The organism is Clostridioides sp. ES-S-0006-03 (assembly GCF_020662275.1).
In the GTDB taxonomy this organism is placed as follows: Bacteria; Bacillota; Clostridia; order Peptostreptococcales; family Peptostreptococcaceae; genus Clostridioides.
On the sequence record NZ_JADGMM010000001.1, the window covers coordinates 395,072 to 410,554 of the forward strand.

At 28.7% G+C, this 15,483-nt stretch carries 18 protein-coding genes; 14 read left to right on the plus strand and 4 right to left on the minus strand.

The features are described 5' to 3' along the window. The first annotated feature begins 21 nt into the window (after nt 1–21). Both IR151_RS01675 and IR151_RS01680 read left to right on the plus strand, forming a co-directional pair. Nucleotides 22–528 (plus strand): NUDIX hydrolase, encoded by a 507-nt coding sequence (locus tag IR151_RS01675; RefSeq protein WP_227432659.1) that lies wholly within the window; start codon nt 22–24, stop codon nt 526–528. A gap of 170 nt (nt 529–698) precedes the next feature. After that, the gene (locus tag IR151_RS01680) at nt 699–1,721 is read left to right on the plus strand and encodes an AI-2E family transporter (RefSeq protein ID WP_227432660.1); all 1,023 of its coding nucleotides are present in this window, start codon (nt 699–701) and stop codon (nt 1,719–1,721) included. Between the two features lie 142 nt (nt 1,722–1,863). Here IR151_RS01680 and IR151_RS01685 read toward each other — a convergent pair whose 3' ends face one another. The 3 genes from IR151_RS01685 to IR151_RS01695 form a co-directional block, all read right to left on the minus strand. Then, nucleotides 1,864–2,172 carry a DUF1540 domain-containing protein gene (locus tag IR151_RS01685; protein WP_021385244.1) on the minus strand — a complete coding sequence of 103 codons (309 nt, stop codon included), beginning with the start codon at nt 2,170–2,172 and terminating at the stop codon, nt 1,864–1,866. A 61-nt stretch (nt 2,173–2,233) separates the two neighbouring features. After that, complete coding sequence (locus tag IR151_RS01690) at nt 2,234–2,662, minus strand: hypothetical protein (RefSeq protein WP_227432661.1); 429 nt, start codon at nt 2,660–2,662, stop codon at nt 2,234–2,236. 225 nt (nt 2,663–2,887) lie between these two features. Beyond that, the gene (locus IR151_RS01695) at nt 2,888–4,345 is read right to left on the minus strand and encodes a carbon starvation protein A (protein ID WP_227432662.1); all 1,458 of its coding nucleotides are present in this window, start codon (nt 4,343–4,345) and stop codon (nt 2,888–2,890) included. Nucleotides 4,346–4,764: 419 nt separating this feature from the next. On the opposite strand from IR151_RS01695, the gene nadA reads away from it, so the two are divergent. The 12 genes from nadA (at nt 4,765) to saoL (ending at nt 14,477) form a co-directional block, all read left to right on the plus strand. Beyond that, complete coding sequence (nadA, locus tag IR151_RS01700; RefSeq protein ID WP_227432663.1) at nt 4,765–5,679, plus strand: quinolinate synthase NadA; 915 nt, start codon at nt 4,765–4,767, stop codon at nt 5,677–5,679. Nucleotides 5,680–5,691: 12 nt separating this feature from the next. After that, the gene (locus IR151_RS01705) at nt 5,692–6,993 is read left to right on the plus strand and encodes an L-aspartate oxidase (RefSeq protein WP_227432664.1); all 1,302 of its coding nucleotides are present in this window, start codon (nt 5,692–5,694) and stop codon (nt 6,991–6,993) included. Further along, nucleotides 6,974–7,810: a carboxylating nicotinate-nucleotide diphosphorylase gene (gene nadC, locus IR151_RS01710; protein ID WP_227432665.1), complete on the plus strand. Its 837-nt coding sequence runs from the start codon at nt 6,974–6,976 to the stop codon at nt 7,808–7,810. Before IR151_RS01705 ends, nadC begins: the two co-directional genes overlap by 20 nt. 306 nt (nt 7,811–8,116) lie before the next feature. Next, nucleotides 8,117–8,449, plus strand: a complete 333-nt coding sequence (saoD, locus tag IR151_RS01715; protein WP_227432666.1) for a DsrE-related protein SaoD — start codon at nt 8,117–8,119, stop codon at nt 8,447–8,449. Between the two features lie 108 nt (nt 8,450–8,557). After that, on the plus strand, nt 8,558–8,815 hold the full coding sequence (gene saoT, locus IR151_RS01720) for a thioredoxin-like (seleno)protein SaoT (RefSeq protein ID WP_255606495.1): 258 nt from the start codon (nt 8,558–8,560) through the stop codon (nt 8,813–8,815). A gap of 26 nt (nt 8,816–8,841) precedes the next feature. Continuing rightward, the gene (gene saoE, locus IR151_RS01725) at nt 8,842–9,927 is read left to right on the plus strand and encodes an efflux transporter SaoE (RefSeq protein WP_227432668.1); all 1,086 of its coding nucleotides are present in this window, start codon (nt 8,842–8,844) and stop codon (nt 9,925–9,927) included. Next, nucleotides 9,920–10,378 (plus strand): Cys-Cys-COOH (seleno)protein SaoC, encoded by a 459-nt coding sequence (gene saoC, locus IR151_RS01730; protein ID WP_227432669.1) that lies wholly within the window; start codon nt 9,920–9,922, stop codon nt 10,376–10,378. Before saoE ends, saoC begins: the two co-directional genes overlap by 8 nt. A gap of 35 nt (nt 10,379–10,413) precedes the next feature. After that, nucleotides 10,414–11,502, plus strand: coding sequence for an ABC transporter substrate-binding subunit SaoX (gene saoX / locus IR151_RS01735; RefSeq protein ID WP_227432670.1), 1,089 nt, complete (start codon nt 10,414–10,416; stop codon nt 11,500–11,502). Nucleotides 11,503–11,506: 4 nt separating this feature from the next. Next, entirely contained in the window at nt 11,507–12,304 is a 798-nt protein-coding gene (saoB, locus tag IR151_RS01745) for an ABC transporter substrate-binding (seleno)protein SaoB (RefSeq protein WP_255612854.1), read from the plus strand. Then, nucleotides 12,265–13,071 (plus strand): ABC transporter permease subunit SaoP, encoded by an 807-nt coding sequence (gene saoP, locus IR151_RS01750; protein WP_255619343.1) that lies wholly within the window; start codon nt 12,265–12,267, stop codon nt 13,069–13,071. The genes saoB and saoP overlap by 40 nt, the downstream gene beginning before the upstream one ends. Further along, the gene (gene saoA, locus IR151_RS01760; RefSeq protein ID WP_227432674.1) at nt 13,071–13,823 is read left to right on the plus strand and encodes an ABC transporter ATP-binding protein SaoA; all 753 of its coding nucleotides are present in this window, start codon (nt 13,071–13,073) and stop codon (nt 13,821–13,823) included. Before saoP ends, saoA begins: the two co-directional genes overlap by 1 nt. A gap of 12 nt (nt 13,824–13,835) precedes the next feature. Further along, nucleotides 13,836–14,477, plus strand: a complete 642-nt coding sequence (gene saoL, locus IR151_RS01765; RefSeq protein ID WP_255606497.1) for a MerB-like organometallic lyase SaoL — start codon at nt 13,836–13,838, stop codon at nt 14,475–14,477. A 127-nt stretch (nt 14,478–14,604) separates the two neighbouring features. Here the strand turns inward: saoL and yidA are convergent, their stop codons facing one another. Beyond that, nucleotides 14,605–15,426: a sugar-phosphatase gene (yidA, locus tag IR151_RS01775; RefSeq protein WP_227432677.1), complete on the minus strand. Its 822-nt coding sequence runs from the start codon at nt 15,424–15,426 to the stop codon at nt 14,605–14,607. Nucleotides 15,427–15,483 lie beyond the last annotated feature (57 nt).

A 15,483-nucleotide genomic window follows, 5' to 3' on the forward strand; every position in this document is an offset into this window, starting at 1 on the left:
GGAAAGTAAGGAGATTTGAAAGTGGAATTATGGGATTTGTATAATGCTGATGGAATTAAAACAGGAAATGTTATAGAGCGAGATAATTCTATTGAAGAAGGATATTATCATTTAGCAGTTGAAGTGTGGATTGTAAATAGTAATTTTCAGGTTTTAATTCAGAAAAGGTCTGAAAATAAAAAGACACTGCCAAATATATGGGGGATGACAACTGGATGTATTGTTTCTGGAGAAGAAAGTTTAGATGGTGCAATTCGTGAGGCTAAGGAAGAAATAGGAATTGATATATCCAAAGATGAGATAAAGATTTTTAGAAGTATGATTCATGGAGATACTTTATGGGATGTATATTTAGTTAAAAAAGAGTATGATGTATCAAATGCAATTTTACAAAAAGAAGAAGTAAGTGATATAAAATGGGTAAGTACAGGTGAAATAAGACAATTATTAAAAAAGGGCTTATTTTTTGAATATCCAGAGATATATGATTTACTATCTGATATAGATAATAATGATTTAAATATATAATGTAGGCAGAATTAGATATAAGTATGTATTATCTAAAATTATCTTCTCTAAAATTTAATGTTGTATTAGGAAGAATTAATGCATTATTTTTAATGTTCTCCTAATTAGATTTTAGAATTAGAGTAATAAGTTTGATTGTTAAGTAGTAAAAATCTGGGGAGGATTACGCTGTGGAGAATAATAAAGAATTGACACCCGATAGTTCAAAATATAAGATTGTTTCTATATCTGTGGTAGTGATTATTTTAATTACATTTTGGTATATGTTAAATATGGTGCTTTTAACATTTATAATGACTTTTGTTTTTTATAATTTATTAGTTTCCATAAGAAAAAGAATTAGGAAATTATTTTCTTTCTATGTTCCTGATTCATTAATAATTATAGTATTATATTCGTTATTTGCTATATTATTAGTACTAATTAGTTATGCAGTTGTGCCAATAATTATAGTTCAACTTACAGAGTTAAGCAGGATTTTAAGTAATTTTGATGTAAATCAATTTGCTCAATCTTTAGGGCCAAAGATTTATCCTATTGTTTCAAAGTTGGATTTTAATAAATATATTTCACAGGCAGGATTGTTAATAGCATCAGCAGCAACTAAAGTTGGAAGTTTTGGGATAAATATATTACTAGCTTTTTTACTTAGTTTACTGCTTTTACTTGAAAAAAATGATATTAAAAAATTTGGAAATAAACTTGCAGAAAGTAAAATTTCTTTCATCTATAATTCTCTTGTATTTTTTGGAAAAAGTTTTGTGAAAAATTTTGGTGATGTAATGAAAGTACAAGTAATGATTGCATTTATAAATTCTATTGTTTCTATGATTTTTTTAGGATTTATGGGTTTTCCTCAAATATGGGCTTTAGGGCTTATGATTTTTGTTTTGGGTCTTATTCCAGTAGCTGGAGTTATAGTGTCTTTAATTCCATTAACAGTAATAGCCCTTAATATAGGAGGAATAGCAAAAGTATTTGGCGTTTTGGCCATGATTTGTATAGTGCATGCAGTGGAAACATATATATTAAATCCTAAGTTGATGTCAAATAGAACAAAACTTCCAGTTTGTTTTGTTTTCATTATTTTACTTGTAGGAGAGCATTATTTAGGTGTATGGGGATTATTAATTGGAGTTCCAATATTTATGTTTCTTATGGATATATTTGGTGTAAAATTTAGTTCAAGATGATAACTTATAATTACATTTACTTCCTAATACATAATGCTTTAATTGTAAAAAAGAACCTATAATAGATATCTTTTAAAAGGTATCTGTTTTATAGGTTCCATTTTATTTTTTATAAATACTAAATAGTTAAGTATCAATGAAATTATTTCATTTCAAAAGTTTCACAGCTTGCATTTCCTGAGTTTATATGAACTTTTTCAGCCTTGCAAAGTTCATTTTTGTTGTATTTACATTTTACAGCTTCACAATGAATATTATCTGTATCAACTTGGTTAGTGTCATTAGAACGACTAGTTATACCAGATGTATATTTGTCTTCAAAAGAAGCACAGTAAGTATTTCCTGTAGTAGTTGCTTGCATTCCATCTACTTTTATGCTACCAGCATAACAATATCCACTAGTATTATAAGCACAGTTAGTAGCATCACAATTTAAATTATTATTTTTCATAAATAACCTCCTAAGTTTTTTATTTAAACTTATTATGTGAAGTTATTTGAATTTTATACACTTATTTACAATTACATTTCTTACATTTAACAATTATATCTTCAGAAGTTTCTCTTCCTAAATTTTTATTAATATGATACACATCAATATTTTCAGTTGAACCACATATAGAACATTTAAAGTTGTTCTCTAGTAAAGTTCTTTCTCTAAACAACTTCCAGTACATAGAATTAATATAATCATTATAGTTTACCTTAAGGCATGTCTCAAGAAAGTTTATGTATAGATTGTCTAAATCTCCTGTATTTAAGTCTGTATATTCTGGCTCAAAATATTCACAACATCCTCTAAAATCAGGTTTGGTATCTGAAATAACACATTTAATATCATATCTGTAATCTAGGCTAGGCCCCTTCAATGAAAGGTGTGTACAAAAAGAACAAGATGTTTCTGGTAAATTTTTTTCTAGTTCATGTAATTTATTATTCATAAGTATTCCTCCAAAAAATTATTTTGAGTATATAAACAATGTAGATTATTTTAAATCTTTTATTTATTTATATTAAATATATAGGATAAATATTCCAATAAAAGGTGGATGTTTATTTATTAATGTATTTAATAAGAAAGAGGCTAATCTCTATTTTGAGACAGCCTCTTTTTATTGAGTTATTTAAAATTAAAAGTTTTAATAAAAATCTAATAATATTTATATTTAGCTAGCTAGATTTGTATCCGTTTTGCTTTTTAGTTTTCTGCCATAGTATACAGTTAAAACAGCATACAAAACAGTAAAAATGGTAGCTAAAATATATGATATATTTATACTTAAGTTAAATCCAATTTGAGCATTGAATATATAACTAGAAATTACAAAAGAATAAAACATACCTGGGATTAAGCTTATGATATAATTTTTTTCTTTTATTATAAGATAAACTGTAATCATAGCAAAGGCGAATATAGCAATAGTTTGGTTACTCCAAGAGAAATATCTCCATAATATATTAAATCCAGAAGTGCTAAGTTTTGCAAATATAAGGATGGCTATAACAGGAATAAATATACAGATTGATAATATAACACGATGTTTCTTTTCTTTTTGGTCATAATGGAAATAATCTGCAAGCATTAATCTTAAAGATCTTAAAGCTGTATCTCCAGAAGTTATTGGTAAAACAATAACACCTATTATAGCTATAATACCACCAACAGAACCAAGTAAGTCTCTAGCAACTAAACCTATTACATCAGGAGAACCTATTAATTCACTAGGTATTCCTTTATTGTAAATACCCATAGCAGCTGCCGCCCAAATCATGGCAATTAAACCTTCCAAAATCATCATATTATAAAAAGTGCTTCTACCTTCTTTTTCATTTGAAACTGATCTTGCTATAAGAGTAGCTTGAGTTGAGTGGAATCCAGAAACAATACCACAAGCAACTGTAACAAAGAATGTAGGGATAAGAGGAATTCCATTAGGATGGATACCTTTCCAATTTGCTAGGCTTAAATTGGCTAAGTCATAACCCTGTGTAAATATTCCAATTCCAACACCAGCAGCAGATAAAAGTAGAATGGCTCCAAATATTGGATATATTTTTCCTATTATTTTATCAATTGGAAATAGTGTTGCACATAAATAATATACAAAGATGATTCCATAAACTATCCAAACGACTGGATTATTGATAGTTGATTTCATATTTAGAATTTGAGTAACTACCAAATCTCCAGGTGTATAAATAAAAACTGCACCAACCAAAAGCATTAATAAGCAAAGGAAGATATTATAAACTTGAAAGACCTTATTACCTAAAAATCTGCTGATAAGAGAAGGCATCTGTGCTCCTTTTTCTCTTATACTAATCATTCCACTCATATAGTCATGTAAAGCTCCTCCTAATACACAACCAATAGGAATTAGTATAAACGCAATTGGACCAAATAAAATACCTTGTATAGGTCCTAAAATCGGTCCTGTACCAGCTATATTAAGCAACTCAATAAGACTATTTTTCCATTTTTTCATTGGAACATAGTCTACTCCATCACTCTGAGCAAGTGCAGGTGTTTTTCTGTCATCTGGGCCAAATACTTTTTCACAATAAGCGCCGTATAAAGCACCTCCTATTAGTAAAATAGCCAAACCAATTAAGAATGTTGTCATAACATCACCCCATTTATAATTTTTTTTGGATTCTGTATACATATTGTCTGAATGTGTAAGTTTTTATAAGATTTTATACTTAAAACACTTACAAATTCTATAAAGTATTAAAACTAATATAATTTCAGAAATAAATACATATACATAATCATGCACTTAGTATACAGGTATTTGGAAAAAAATTCAATATTATAACAAGAAAGAATATAAAAAATATTCTGATAATATTCTACAAAAAATTAAAAAATACAAAAAAAATAATTTAAATAGAGGTAAAAAAATGATAAATTAATTGATAGTGTAAGTGTCTATATCTTAACAATATTAAGAGGTCTAAAATTCTTGAAGAAAAAATAGTCAAGTGATATAATGAATTTACAGGTGTATATACACTAGTACATATAGAAAGCGGTGCAATTATGGATAAAGATTTAACATATCAAATCAAAGAGCTAAAGAAAGAAAAAAATGCAATAATACTTGCTCATTTTTATCAACCACCAGAAATACAAGAATTAGCAGATGCAGTTGGAGATTCGTATTACTTAAGTGAAATTGCTAGAGATTGTAAAGAAGAAGTGGTTGTATTTTGTGGTGTGAGATTTATGGGAGAAAGTGCTAAGATATTATCACCTGAAAAAACTGTATTGATGCCAGTAAGTAACGCTGGATGTGCTATGGCAGATATGGTAGATGAAGAAGGCGTGATAAAACTAAAACAACAGTATCCAAATGCTTTGGTTGTATGTTATATAAACTCTACAGCTAAAGTTAAAGCACATTGTGATGTTTCAGTTACATCATCTAGTGCAATTAAAATATTAGAAAACATAGATAATAAAGAAATTATATTCCTCCCAGACAAGAACCTAGGAGGATATATTGCAGAAAAATTCCCTAATAAAGAATTTATATTTTGGGATGGATATTGTAAATATCACAACAATATAAAAGTTGCAGAAATAATTGAATTAAAAGAAAAGTATAAAGATGCAGAAGTATTGGTACATCCAGAATGTAAAAAAGAAATAAGAGACTTAGGTGATTATGTAGGTAGTACATCAGGAATAATAAAATATGCTACTGACAGCAAAAATACAGATTTTATAATAGCAACTGAAGAGGGTATCTTACATGAATTAAAGAAAAACAATCCTAATAAAAATTTTTATATTCCTGGTGGAAGAATACTATGTACAGATATGAAAAAAACAACATTAGAGAATTTGTATAGTACTCTTAAAAATATGGAAAACGAAGTTATTGTAGAAGATGAAATTATGGAAAAGGCTTTAAATTCACTGCTTAATATGCACAGATTAGCAGAAGGATAGAGGGATAGACTTATGAATTTAGAACAGGATGTTTTAATAATTGGAAGTGGTGTTTCGGGACTATATTGTGCATTAAATTTGGATAAAAATTTAAATGTGTTAGTAGTATCAAAATCTACAATTGAAAACAACAATACATATCTTGCACAAGGAGGAATTTCAACTGCTAGAAATATTGATGATATAGAATCTTTTGTAGAAGATACAATGAAGGCTGGTCAGTATAAAAATAGGGTTGAAGCAGTCAAAGTTCTTGCAGATGAATCTATAGAAAATGTAGGTCAAATAGTAGACTATGGTATGCCTTTAGACAAAGAAAATGGAGAGATAGACTATACAAGAGAGGGAGCTCATAGCGTAAATAGAATAGTTCATAGCAAAGATAATACAGGAGAAGTTGTTTTTAAGACTCTATTAAAAGAAGCTAAAACTAGGGAAAATATAACTCTTATAGAAGATGCTTATCTTTTAGATATATTAAAAGATGGTAATAAGTGTATAGGAGCTAGAATTTTTAAATCTCAAAAAGAAATTCATATCTTTTCAAAGGTAGTAGTTTTAGCTACAGGAGGAATTGGTGGACTTTTTAAAAATTCTACGAATCAAAGACACCTTACAGGAGATGGAATTGCTATAGCATTAAGAAATAATATTAAAATAGAAAATTTAGAATATATTCAAATACACCCAACAGCTTTCTATGAAGAAAATAGTGAAGGTAGAAGGATGCTTATATCTGAATCTTTGAGAGGAGAAGGGGCTAAACTTTTAAACAAAAACAAAGAAAGATTTGTAGATGAACTTCTTCCAAGAGATGTAGTTTCAAAAGCTATTTTTGAACAAATGGAAAAAGATGATTTGCCTTATGTATATTTAGATGCAACACACTTAGATAGTGAATATTTAATTAATAGATTTTCTTTTATATACAATGAATGTTTAAATAGAGGAACAGATATAACCAAAGAATATATAAAAGTATCTCCTGCACAACATTATTTTATGGGAGGGATACATGTTGATTTAGATTCAAAAACATCTATGGAGAACCTATATGCAGTGGGTGAAATTAGTTGTACAGGTGTTCATGGAGCTAATCGACTAGCAAGTAATTCACTACTTGAAGGTCTTGTATTTTCAAAAAGAGCAGCTAAAAATATAAACTCAGTTATAGGTAGTATAGAAGTGAAGTTTATAGAGGTAGCAAATATAGAGGTGGATGTAGAAAAAATAAAGGAAGAGAATAAAATATTAGTTATAAAAGAAATAGAAAGAACAAGTGAGGATTTTGGCGATGAATTATTTGATTATTGATAAAATGATACAAGATGCTTTAATAGAAGATGTTCCAAGTGAGGATATAACAACTAATTCTATTGTAGATGAAAATTCTAAGTCTACTGTAGATTTAATTTGTAAACAAGATGGTATAATAGCGGGTTTAGGTGTGTTTAAAAGGGTTTTTGAAATACTTGGAGATGTAGAGGTAGAGTTGTATAAAAATGATGGCGATAGGGTAAATAATGCAGAAAAGATAGCTGTATTAACTGGAAATACTAGAAACTTACTTGTGGGAGAACGTGTAGCGTTAAATTATTTACAAAGAATGAGCGGAATAGCTACTGCTACAAGTATGTATGTGGAAAAACTTGAAGGTACAAATACTAAACTATTGGATAGTAGAAAAACAATACCTAATCTTAGAATTTTAGACAAATATTCTGTAAAAGTAGGTGGAGGATGCAATCATAGATTTAATTTATCTGATGGAATATTACTTAAAGATAATCATATTGGAGCTGCAGGTGGTGTTAAAAACGCAGTTGAATTAGCTAGAAAAAACACATCTTTTGTCAGAAAAATAGAGGTAGAAGTGGAAACTCTAGAAATGGTAAAAGAAGCTATAGAAGCTAAAGCAGATATAATAATGTTAGATAATATGAATTTGGAGACAGCAAAAAAGGCTATAGAAATGATAAATGGGAGAGCAGTTGTAGAGTTTTCTGGAAATGTAAATTTAGATACAATAGAATCTATAGGAAAAATTGGTGTTGATGTTGTCTCTGTGGGAGCGCTTACACACTCAGTGAAAGCACTTGATATAAGTATGAAAAACTTAAGAAATATATAAGACAGGACTAAAATAAATTTAATAAAAAAGTATTGAATAGATTTAATTTAATAATGTGATAAATAATTAAAATAGATTACTTAAATAAGCTAGATAAATTTAAGTAATCTATTTTTTATTTATTAAAGTTAACCAAAATGATGAAATAATCAAAAAATAATTAAATAAATATAGAAAAACACTATATTTCTATTGGATAATATTGTTATTATCTATTTTACAGATAAATACGAATAAACTTATAATATAATTACATATGTAAAATTTTGTATAAAATTTAGATAAAAAAGTATAGGGGGAATAAAAATGAAAGTAGCTTATATTTTTAGTAGTACTAACGCACATAAAATTCTAGACAAAATGATAATACCACAATTAGAACAAGGAACTCATGGAGTAGATGTCCTAGGTATGTTTTTCTTTATGGATAATACCTTATTTTTGTCTAAAGGTAACCCAGTGGGAGAAAGATTAAGTAAATTACATGAAAAGACAGATATGATAATAATGGCTTGTGACCAGTGTGCTATGGAAAGAGGGATAGAGGATAATTTGGTCGATGGAGCTACAATTGGATGTTTCCCAAATTTATATGCTTGTTTAGGTGGTGCAGGTGTAGACCAAGTTATAACATTATAAAATCTTGCGGAATACAATCCATAGAAAAAATTTTTCTGTGGATTATTTTAAGTAAAAGATAAATTATTTTAAGTAAAAGATAAATTGTTTTAAGTAGGTGATGAACAAATGTCTAAAATTTTAGTTGAATTCATAAATACTTGACCATCTTGTGATGAGCATGGAGTGTTTATAAAAAAAATTTCTGAGAAGTATACTAACAAGTTAGAAGTAAAACTTTACCAAGCAGGTAAAGATTTCTCATATGTCAAGAAGTATGGAATCATAACAAAAGGAACCTTAATAATAAACCAAAAAAAGAAGTATGATAGATTAAACAAAGATACCATTGAAAAAGCAATAGTAGAAGCTATAAATAATAGTTAAAAGTTTAAAAATTAGGAGCAGTAAAAATGAATATATTAGAAATTGTTTTAAGTGGAGTGAAAAACACTGTGGTAGCTTCTATAGTTACACTAAATGGAGCATCAGGATGGCTTATGATAAGTTTTATATTGGCAGGAGTTCTTCACAATGTTTTAACACCAAAAAGGTTTCAAAAGCAACTTGGAAATAAGAAGTTTTCTTCTCTGATTAAAAGCACTATTTCAGGAATGTTTTTACCAATTTGTAGTTGTGGCGTAATACCATTGGGCATAAGTATGTATTATTCTGGAGCATACTTAGGGCCAGTACTTGCCTTTATGACATCAACTCCAATAATAAATCCAATAGCTGTAGTTCTTTGTTTAGGTCTTTTGGGACCTAAAATTACAATCATTTATCTTATATCTGGATTTTTAGTACCATTTTTAGTAGGAGTTTTGGGGAATACCTTTGGAAAAGAAGAATTATTTTTGCAAAATGACTCAGATGAAGAAGTTATAGAATTAGAAGAAGAAAAGAGAAGCTTTATAGAAAATATGGTTGATGGGCTTAAATGGTCCTTTGGAGAGTTAGCACTTACTATTAGTAAATATGTAATAATGGGAATGCTTTTTGCGGGATTTATAACAACAATTTTTCCAAATAGTATAATTCAAAAATACTTAGGAAATCCAGGTTTACTATCTCTTGGAAGTATATCAATACTTGCATGTGTTATGTATGTATGTGCTGTAGGACATATTCCATTTATAGCAGCCCTTGTTGCAAGTGGAGCATCTCCTGGGATAGCGATAACATTTTTGATAGCTGGTGCAGCGACAAACTTACCAGAACTTATAAGTATGTGTAAACTTATTGGAAAAAGAACTGTTGTTATATATTCAGTTACACTAACACTCTGTTCAATAATAATAGGTTATATAACCAATTTACTTTTGGCAAACAACAATACTGTGAATTTAGAGACAACAAATTCTTCAATACAATTAGCAAATAAACTAATGTTAAATATACCAGATAGTTTTGAATATATATGCACTATTTTGATTATTTTATTTGCACTTAAAGCAGTAATACCAAAGATGAAAGAGGTCATAGGAAATCATGCTTAAAAAGGTAGTTATAATATCATGTGTAGTAATTGCATTAATAGTCTTATCAAGGGTAGTAGATGATAACCTTAAACAAAATGACTCTATTCCAAATGTAAATCAAGAAACATTAACATATTTCAAGAAAAATCATAAGGAAGATATAATAAGCTGTGCTGAAGAAGACTTAAATAATGATGGAAAAAAAGATTTAGTAGTTATATATATAAAAGGTAATAATTCAAATGAAATGGCAGTGGTAGTTTCTGATGAGGAGAGCCATTATATAACAAAACCAATACCAGCACCTATAGAGAATCAAACTATAACTTTTAAAAATATTGATGAGAAGCCACCAATAGAAGTAATAGTGTCAGGTTCTAAAAATGGCAATGTAGGATACGCTATTTATAGAGTAGAGGGTAAAAAACTTGTCGATTTATTTGGAGAAGATATGGACAAGTGTTGCTAAAAATAAAAATAATACATAAAAGAGGGGAAATTGAAATGAAAGTATCTAAAAAGATTCAAGCATTAATCTTAGTTAGTGCAGTGGGGGCATCTATATTAACTGGATGTAGTAGTAAACCAAAGGAAGAGGGGAAAAAAGCTGGAAAAGATGATTATGCGATAACAGTAGGGTATTATAATTGTGACCATATGACAGCTGGACCAGTAGCAGAAGCAGCAGGAATATATAAAGATTTAGGTCTTAATGTAAAAACTGTTGGGAATGGTAAAGTTCCTGAAGCAATGGCAGCAGGTAAGATGGATGCTGGTTATATAGGAACAAAGGGTCTAGTAGGAGCTATACCTAAAGGTTCACCAATAACAATAGCAGCAAATAATCACACTGGTGGGTCTGAATATTTAATAGTTTCAAATGATATAAAAGAACCTAAGGATTTAGTGGGCAAAAAAATTGCAACAGATATGAGTGATTTCTTATGGATAAGTGATTATGGTCCAGAAACAGGTTTACCAACTGACCCATCAAAATATGAAGTTGTAAATATGGATTCAGATAAAGATAAATATTTAGCTCTTAAAACTGGAAAGATACAAGCATTTACATCTTGTGACCCTTGGGGTTCTGTAGCTGAAAATGATGGAGTAGGAAAAATAATAGCATCAACTCAATATAAAGAAAAAGCTAATAATAAAGAATACAACTGTTGTTCATTCTCATTAAATAAAAACTTTATAAAAGAGCACCCAGACTTAGCAAAAAAATTGGTTTTAGCTCATACTAAAGCAATAGAATATATATATACAAATCCAGCAGAAGCAGCTAAAATATTTGCAAAATATTATAATGTAGAAGAAGAAGTTGCACTTAGAACTATTTATAAAAAGACAGTTGGAGAAGGTAGAACGCTTACTTGGAAAGTTACAGGAGAAGAATACAAAAACAATTTACAAATGTATAAAGATTTAAAGGCATTAGATGAGATACCTAAATATGAAGATACAATTGATACAAGCTTATTAGATTCTTGTGGGGCAGACGACTTTGATAAGTTTATAAAAGAAAAAGTTAATCTCAAATTTCCAGAAGGTATGAGTTATGAAGATTGGAAAGCAAAGGTATTATAAATAAATGGAGAGAATAAAAAATATAATAATACTTTTTGTCATTATTTTAGGAAGTATATTTATAATATTTTTTAATTTTGAAGATAAAGAAGAAATAAAAGGAAAATTAAGAATAGGGGTATCTGATGATACCTCTGGTTTTGTAATAAATTATATGATAAACAAAGATTACTTTGAAAGCATAAAAGTAAGTGATGTAATGGAGACTTTTACAATTAATGATTGCTGAGCAAGTACAATGCAATGGGCTCTGAGTTCAGAGGAAATAGATATAGCAATCATATGTAAAGATGCAGCAAAACAGTATATAAATGCAACTAGTGAGTTTGAAATTGTTGGTACAGTAGTTCAAAATTCAGATATATTTTTATTAAAGAAGAACAATCCTCAAAAAATAGGAATAATTCAAAATAGAAATTATCAATCTGAATTAGTAAAAAAATACTATGAAAATATAAAAGTTTCTCCATTATTAGGGACAGCACTAGCATATGGGCTAGAAAGTAATTTAGTAGATGGTGTTGTAATAGACTGTATAAAAGCAATTGGATTAGAAGGCGAAAAAAAATCTACAGCTAAATTAGGTGACTATGATACCTATGTATTAGTTGTGAATAAGGAGTTTGAGAAAAGCAAGTCGTATAGTGATTTTATAAAACTATACAATAAAAGTGTTGATAATTTAAGGAAAGAAACTATATTTAAAAAAGCATTAAAAGAGTATAAGAATATAAGAAATATAGATATGGAGGAAATAAGAAGTTGGAAATTAAAATTTCTAAAGATAGAGGAGATACAATAGCTAAGAAAAAATCTAAAAGTAGTATGGACATTTTATATAAAATAATACTTTTAGTTAGTATATTTTTAGTCTGGCATTTTGCAGCAAAAGATATAGGGAGTTCTTTATTGCTCCCAATGCCAGTAGATGTAATAAAAGGTTTCTTTTACTGTGTGACAGATGTAGAGACAGTGACTAATCTGTTTATAACATTGCAAAGAGTGCTTAAAGGATTTATGTATGCATTATTGTTTGGACTTCCAATAGGATTTATTATGGGATTTTCTAAGACTTTTGAAAAGCTTTTATCTCCAGTAGTAGATTCTGTAAGACAAGTTCCTATAATGGCATGGGTTCCTCTTACAATAGTATGGTTTGGTATAGGGGATGGTCCAACAATATTTTTAATAGCTTTTTCAGGAATTTTTCCTATAATTTTAAATACTATTCAAGGTGTAAGAGCAATATCAAAGGATTATTATAATGCAGCTAGAAGTATGGGGGCATCGCCAATTGTAATATTTGCAAATGTAATAGTACCAGCATCTCTTCCAGATATATTGACTGGTTCAAGAATTGCCATAAGTACAGGATGGATGTCTGTTATATGAGCCGAGTTCATAGCTACGAGTGCCGGTCTCGGTTACTCCATGGTACAAGCTCAGACATTGATGCATACAGATGTATTAATTGGGCTTATGATATTTGCAGCTTTAATAGGATTTATAATAGATAGAGTACTAAAATTTATAAATAAAATCCTTTGTAGATGGAGGTTTGCAGATTAATGAAATTAAGTGTGAGAGATATAAATAAAACATTTGTAAATAGCAAAATACATACAAAGGTTTTGGAAGATATAAGTATAGATATAGAAAATGGTCAATTTGTTTGTCTTTTAGGACCATCAGGATGTGGAAAAACAACTTTACTTACTATAATAGGTGGATTTCAAAAGGCAGAAAGTGGAGATGTCTTTATAAATGAAAAAATAGTTAAAAAACCAGGTATAGATAGAGCTTTCATATTTCAAAACTACGCTCTATTTCCTTGGAAGACTATAAGGGGCAATGTTTTATTTCCTATGAAACAGCAGAAAATACCAAAAGAAAAGAGAGAAGAAATGTTGGAAGAGCTTTTGGTTATGTCTGATTTAAAAGGGAAAGAAAATCTGTATCCTCATCAATTGTCTGGAGGAATGAAACAAAGAGTTGCTATGATAAGAGCTTTAGCATGTAATCCTGAAGTATTATTAATGGATGAACCACTAGGAGCAGTTGATTTTCAAATGAGACAAAACTTACAAGAAGAACTTGAAAGAATATGGACAAAAAAGAAAATAACTGCATTAATGGTAACTCATGATGTTGATGAAGCTGTATATATGAGTGATAGAGTTATAGTAATGTCAAGGGATAAGGGAAGAATTCTTGACGATATAAATATAGACATTCCAAGACCTAGGGCTAGAGGGAGCCAAGAATATGAAGAATATAAGAATAAATTAACTGACATTTTGTCAAAATGTTATGATGTTTAAAGAGGAGTAGAAATGAGTCAAATAGAAAAATACAATAGTTTAAATGACACACAACGAAAGATAAGAATATCTATTATGGATATGATAATAGATAATTGTTCTAGTGTTACACTTAAAGAAGTAATTGAACATATAAGTATAAATTTAAGCTTAGAAAAAGAATATCTAGAAACTACACTAAACCATTTTATTGATAAAAATATAATGGTTGTTGATGGAGATAGCATAAATTTTATATATCCAGTATCAGCATTACCTACTAATCATAAAGTTACATTAAGTGATAATAGAAGCTTCAGTGCAATGTGTGCTATAGATGCAATAGGAACTTCTTGCACATTTAATCAAGATGTAAGAATAAATTCTATTTGTAGTGCCACAGGTAAAGAAATAGAAATATTTATAAAAGATGAAAAAATTGAATATGTAAACAATCCAGATTTAAGAGTGCTTCATATAAACCTTGATAAGCATTCAAATTGGGCAGCAAGTTGCTGAAATGTAATGAATTTCTTCTGGACGAAGAATGATTTTGATGCATGGACAAAAGAAGCTGGATTATCAGATGATGAAGATATATATTGCTTGGACATTAATGAAGCAATAGTAGAATCGTATAAAATATTTAAACTTGAACAAAAAGTATTAGTATAGGAATGTAACTATCAAAAACTAAAAATATCCTTTAGACAAAATATCCATACAATATACACTATTAGTATTTAACATATATATGAGATGGATTTAAATCTAAAGGGATATTTTTAGTTTTTATAGATATTTAGATAGCTTTATTAAGTATATATTTGTTTATAACCTTTGCAACTCCATTTTCATTGTTGGTATCAGTAACATAATCAGCAATTTCTTTTATGCTACTACGTGCATTTCCCATAGCCACACCAAGCCCTGCATATTTTATCATATGTTGGTCATTTTCTTCATCACCAACAGCAATAGCATTTTCTATAGGTATATTTAGATTATTACATAATGTTTGAAGTGCAGTACCCTTATTAGTAGTTTTACCTAAAAATTCTAAATAAAAGGGAGCAGACCTTACTATAGTATATCTATTGAATAAATTCTTAGGAAGTTGTTTTATAATTTCTTCTAATCTTTCTGGTTCATCAACTATCATAACCTTACAGATTTTAATAGATTTATCAATTTTATCTTTATGTATATATTTAACTTCTATATCATTCAATTTAGCTTCATGAAGTGTGTACTTACCAGGAATTTCGTTTGGAGTAACTAAATTTGTCATGGTATTTATGTGTATTTTGGTATTATATTTTTTGCAAACATTGTTGTATATAAAATCAAAGTCGTCTAAAGTCATCTCTACATTATGTATTATTTTTTCACTTTTAACCTCTTGAATCATAGCTCCATTGAAGCATATAACATAATCACCTTCATCTGTTAGATTTAATTGATTTAAAAGTCCTTTGACACCAGGAAGGGGTCTACCTGTTGTTATAACTACTTTAGCTCCAGCTTTCTTTGCTTCTTGAATAGATTCAAATACTTCAGGAGTAACTTTTCTTTTTGTATTTAATATTGTTCCATCAATATCTAGTGCGATTAATTTGTACATATCAACCTCCAGTAATTTATATCCTCAATTTCCTAATGAAAACGTTGACACAACTAG

What these genes read in the sequence shown, in the direction of transcription:
- saoC (WP_227432669.1), top strand. Translation starts at nt 9,920, where the DNA reads ATGCTTAAAAAGGTAGTTATAATATCATGTGTAGTAATTGCATTAATA.
- IR151_RS01705 (WP_227432664.1), top strand. Translation starts at nt 5,692, where the DNA reads ATGAATTTAGAACAGGATGTTTTAATAATTGGAAGTGGTGTTTCGGGA.
- saoX (WP_227432670.1), top strand. Translation starts at nt 10,414, where the DNA reads ATGAAAGTATCTAAAAAGATTCAAGCATTAATCTTAGTTAGTGCAGTG.
- yidA (WP_227432677.1), bottom strand. Translation starts at nt 15,426, where the DNA reads ATGTACAAATTAATCGCACTAGATATTGATGGAACAATATTAAATACA.
- IR151_RS01695 (WP_227432662.1), bottom strand. Translation starts at nt 4,345, where the DNA reads ATGACAACATTCTTAATTGGTTTGGCTATTTTACTAATAGGAGGTGCT.
- saoE (WP_227432668.1), top strand. Translation starts at nt 8,842, where the DNA reads ATGAATATATTAGAAATTGTTTTAAGTGGAGTGAAAAACACTGTGGTA.
- IR151_RS01690 (WP_227432661.1), bottom strand. Translation starts at nt 2,662, where the DNA reads ATGAATAATAAATTACATGAACTAGAAAAAAATTTACCAGAAACATCT.
- nadA (WP_227432663.1), top strand. Translation starts at nt 4,765, where the DNA reads ATGGATAAAGATTTAACATATCAAATCAAAGAGCTAAAGAAAGAAAAA.
- saoA (WP_227432674.1), top strand. Translation starts at nt 13,071, where the DNA reads ATGAAATTAAGTGTGAGAGATATAAATAAAACATTTGTAAATAGCAAA.
- saoD (WP_227432666.1), top strand. Translation starts at nt 8,117, where the DNA reads ATGAAAGTAGCTTATATTTTTAGTAGTACTAACGCACATAAAATTCTA.
- IR151_RS01685 (WP_021385244.1), bottom strand. Translation starts at nt 2,172, where the DNA reads ATGAAAAATAATAATTTAAATTGTGATGCTACTAACTGTGCTTATAAT.
- nadC (WP_227432665.1), top strand. Translation starts at nt 6,974, where the DNA reads ATGAATTATTTGATTATTGATAAAATGATACAAGATGCTTTAATAGAA.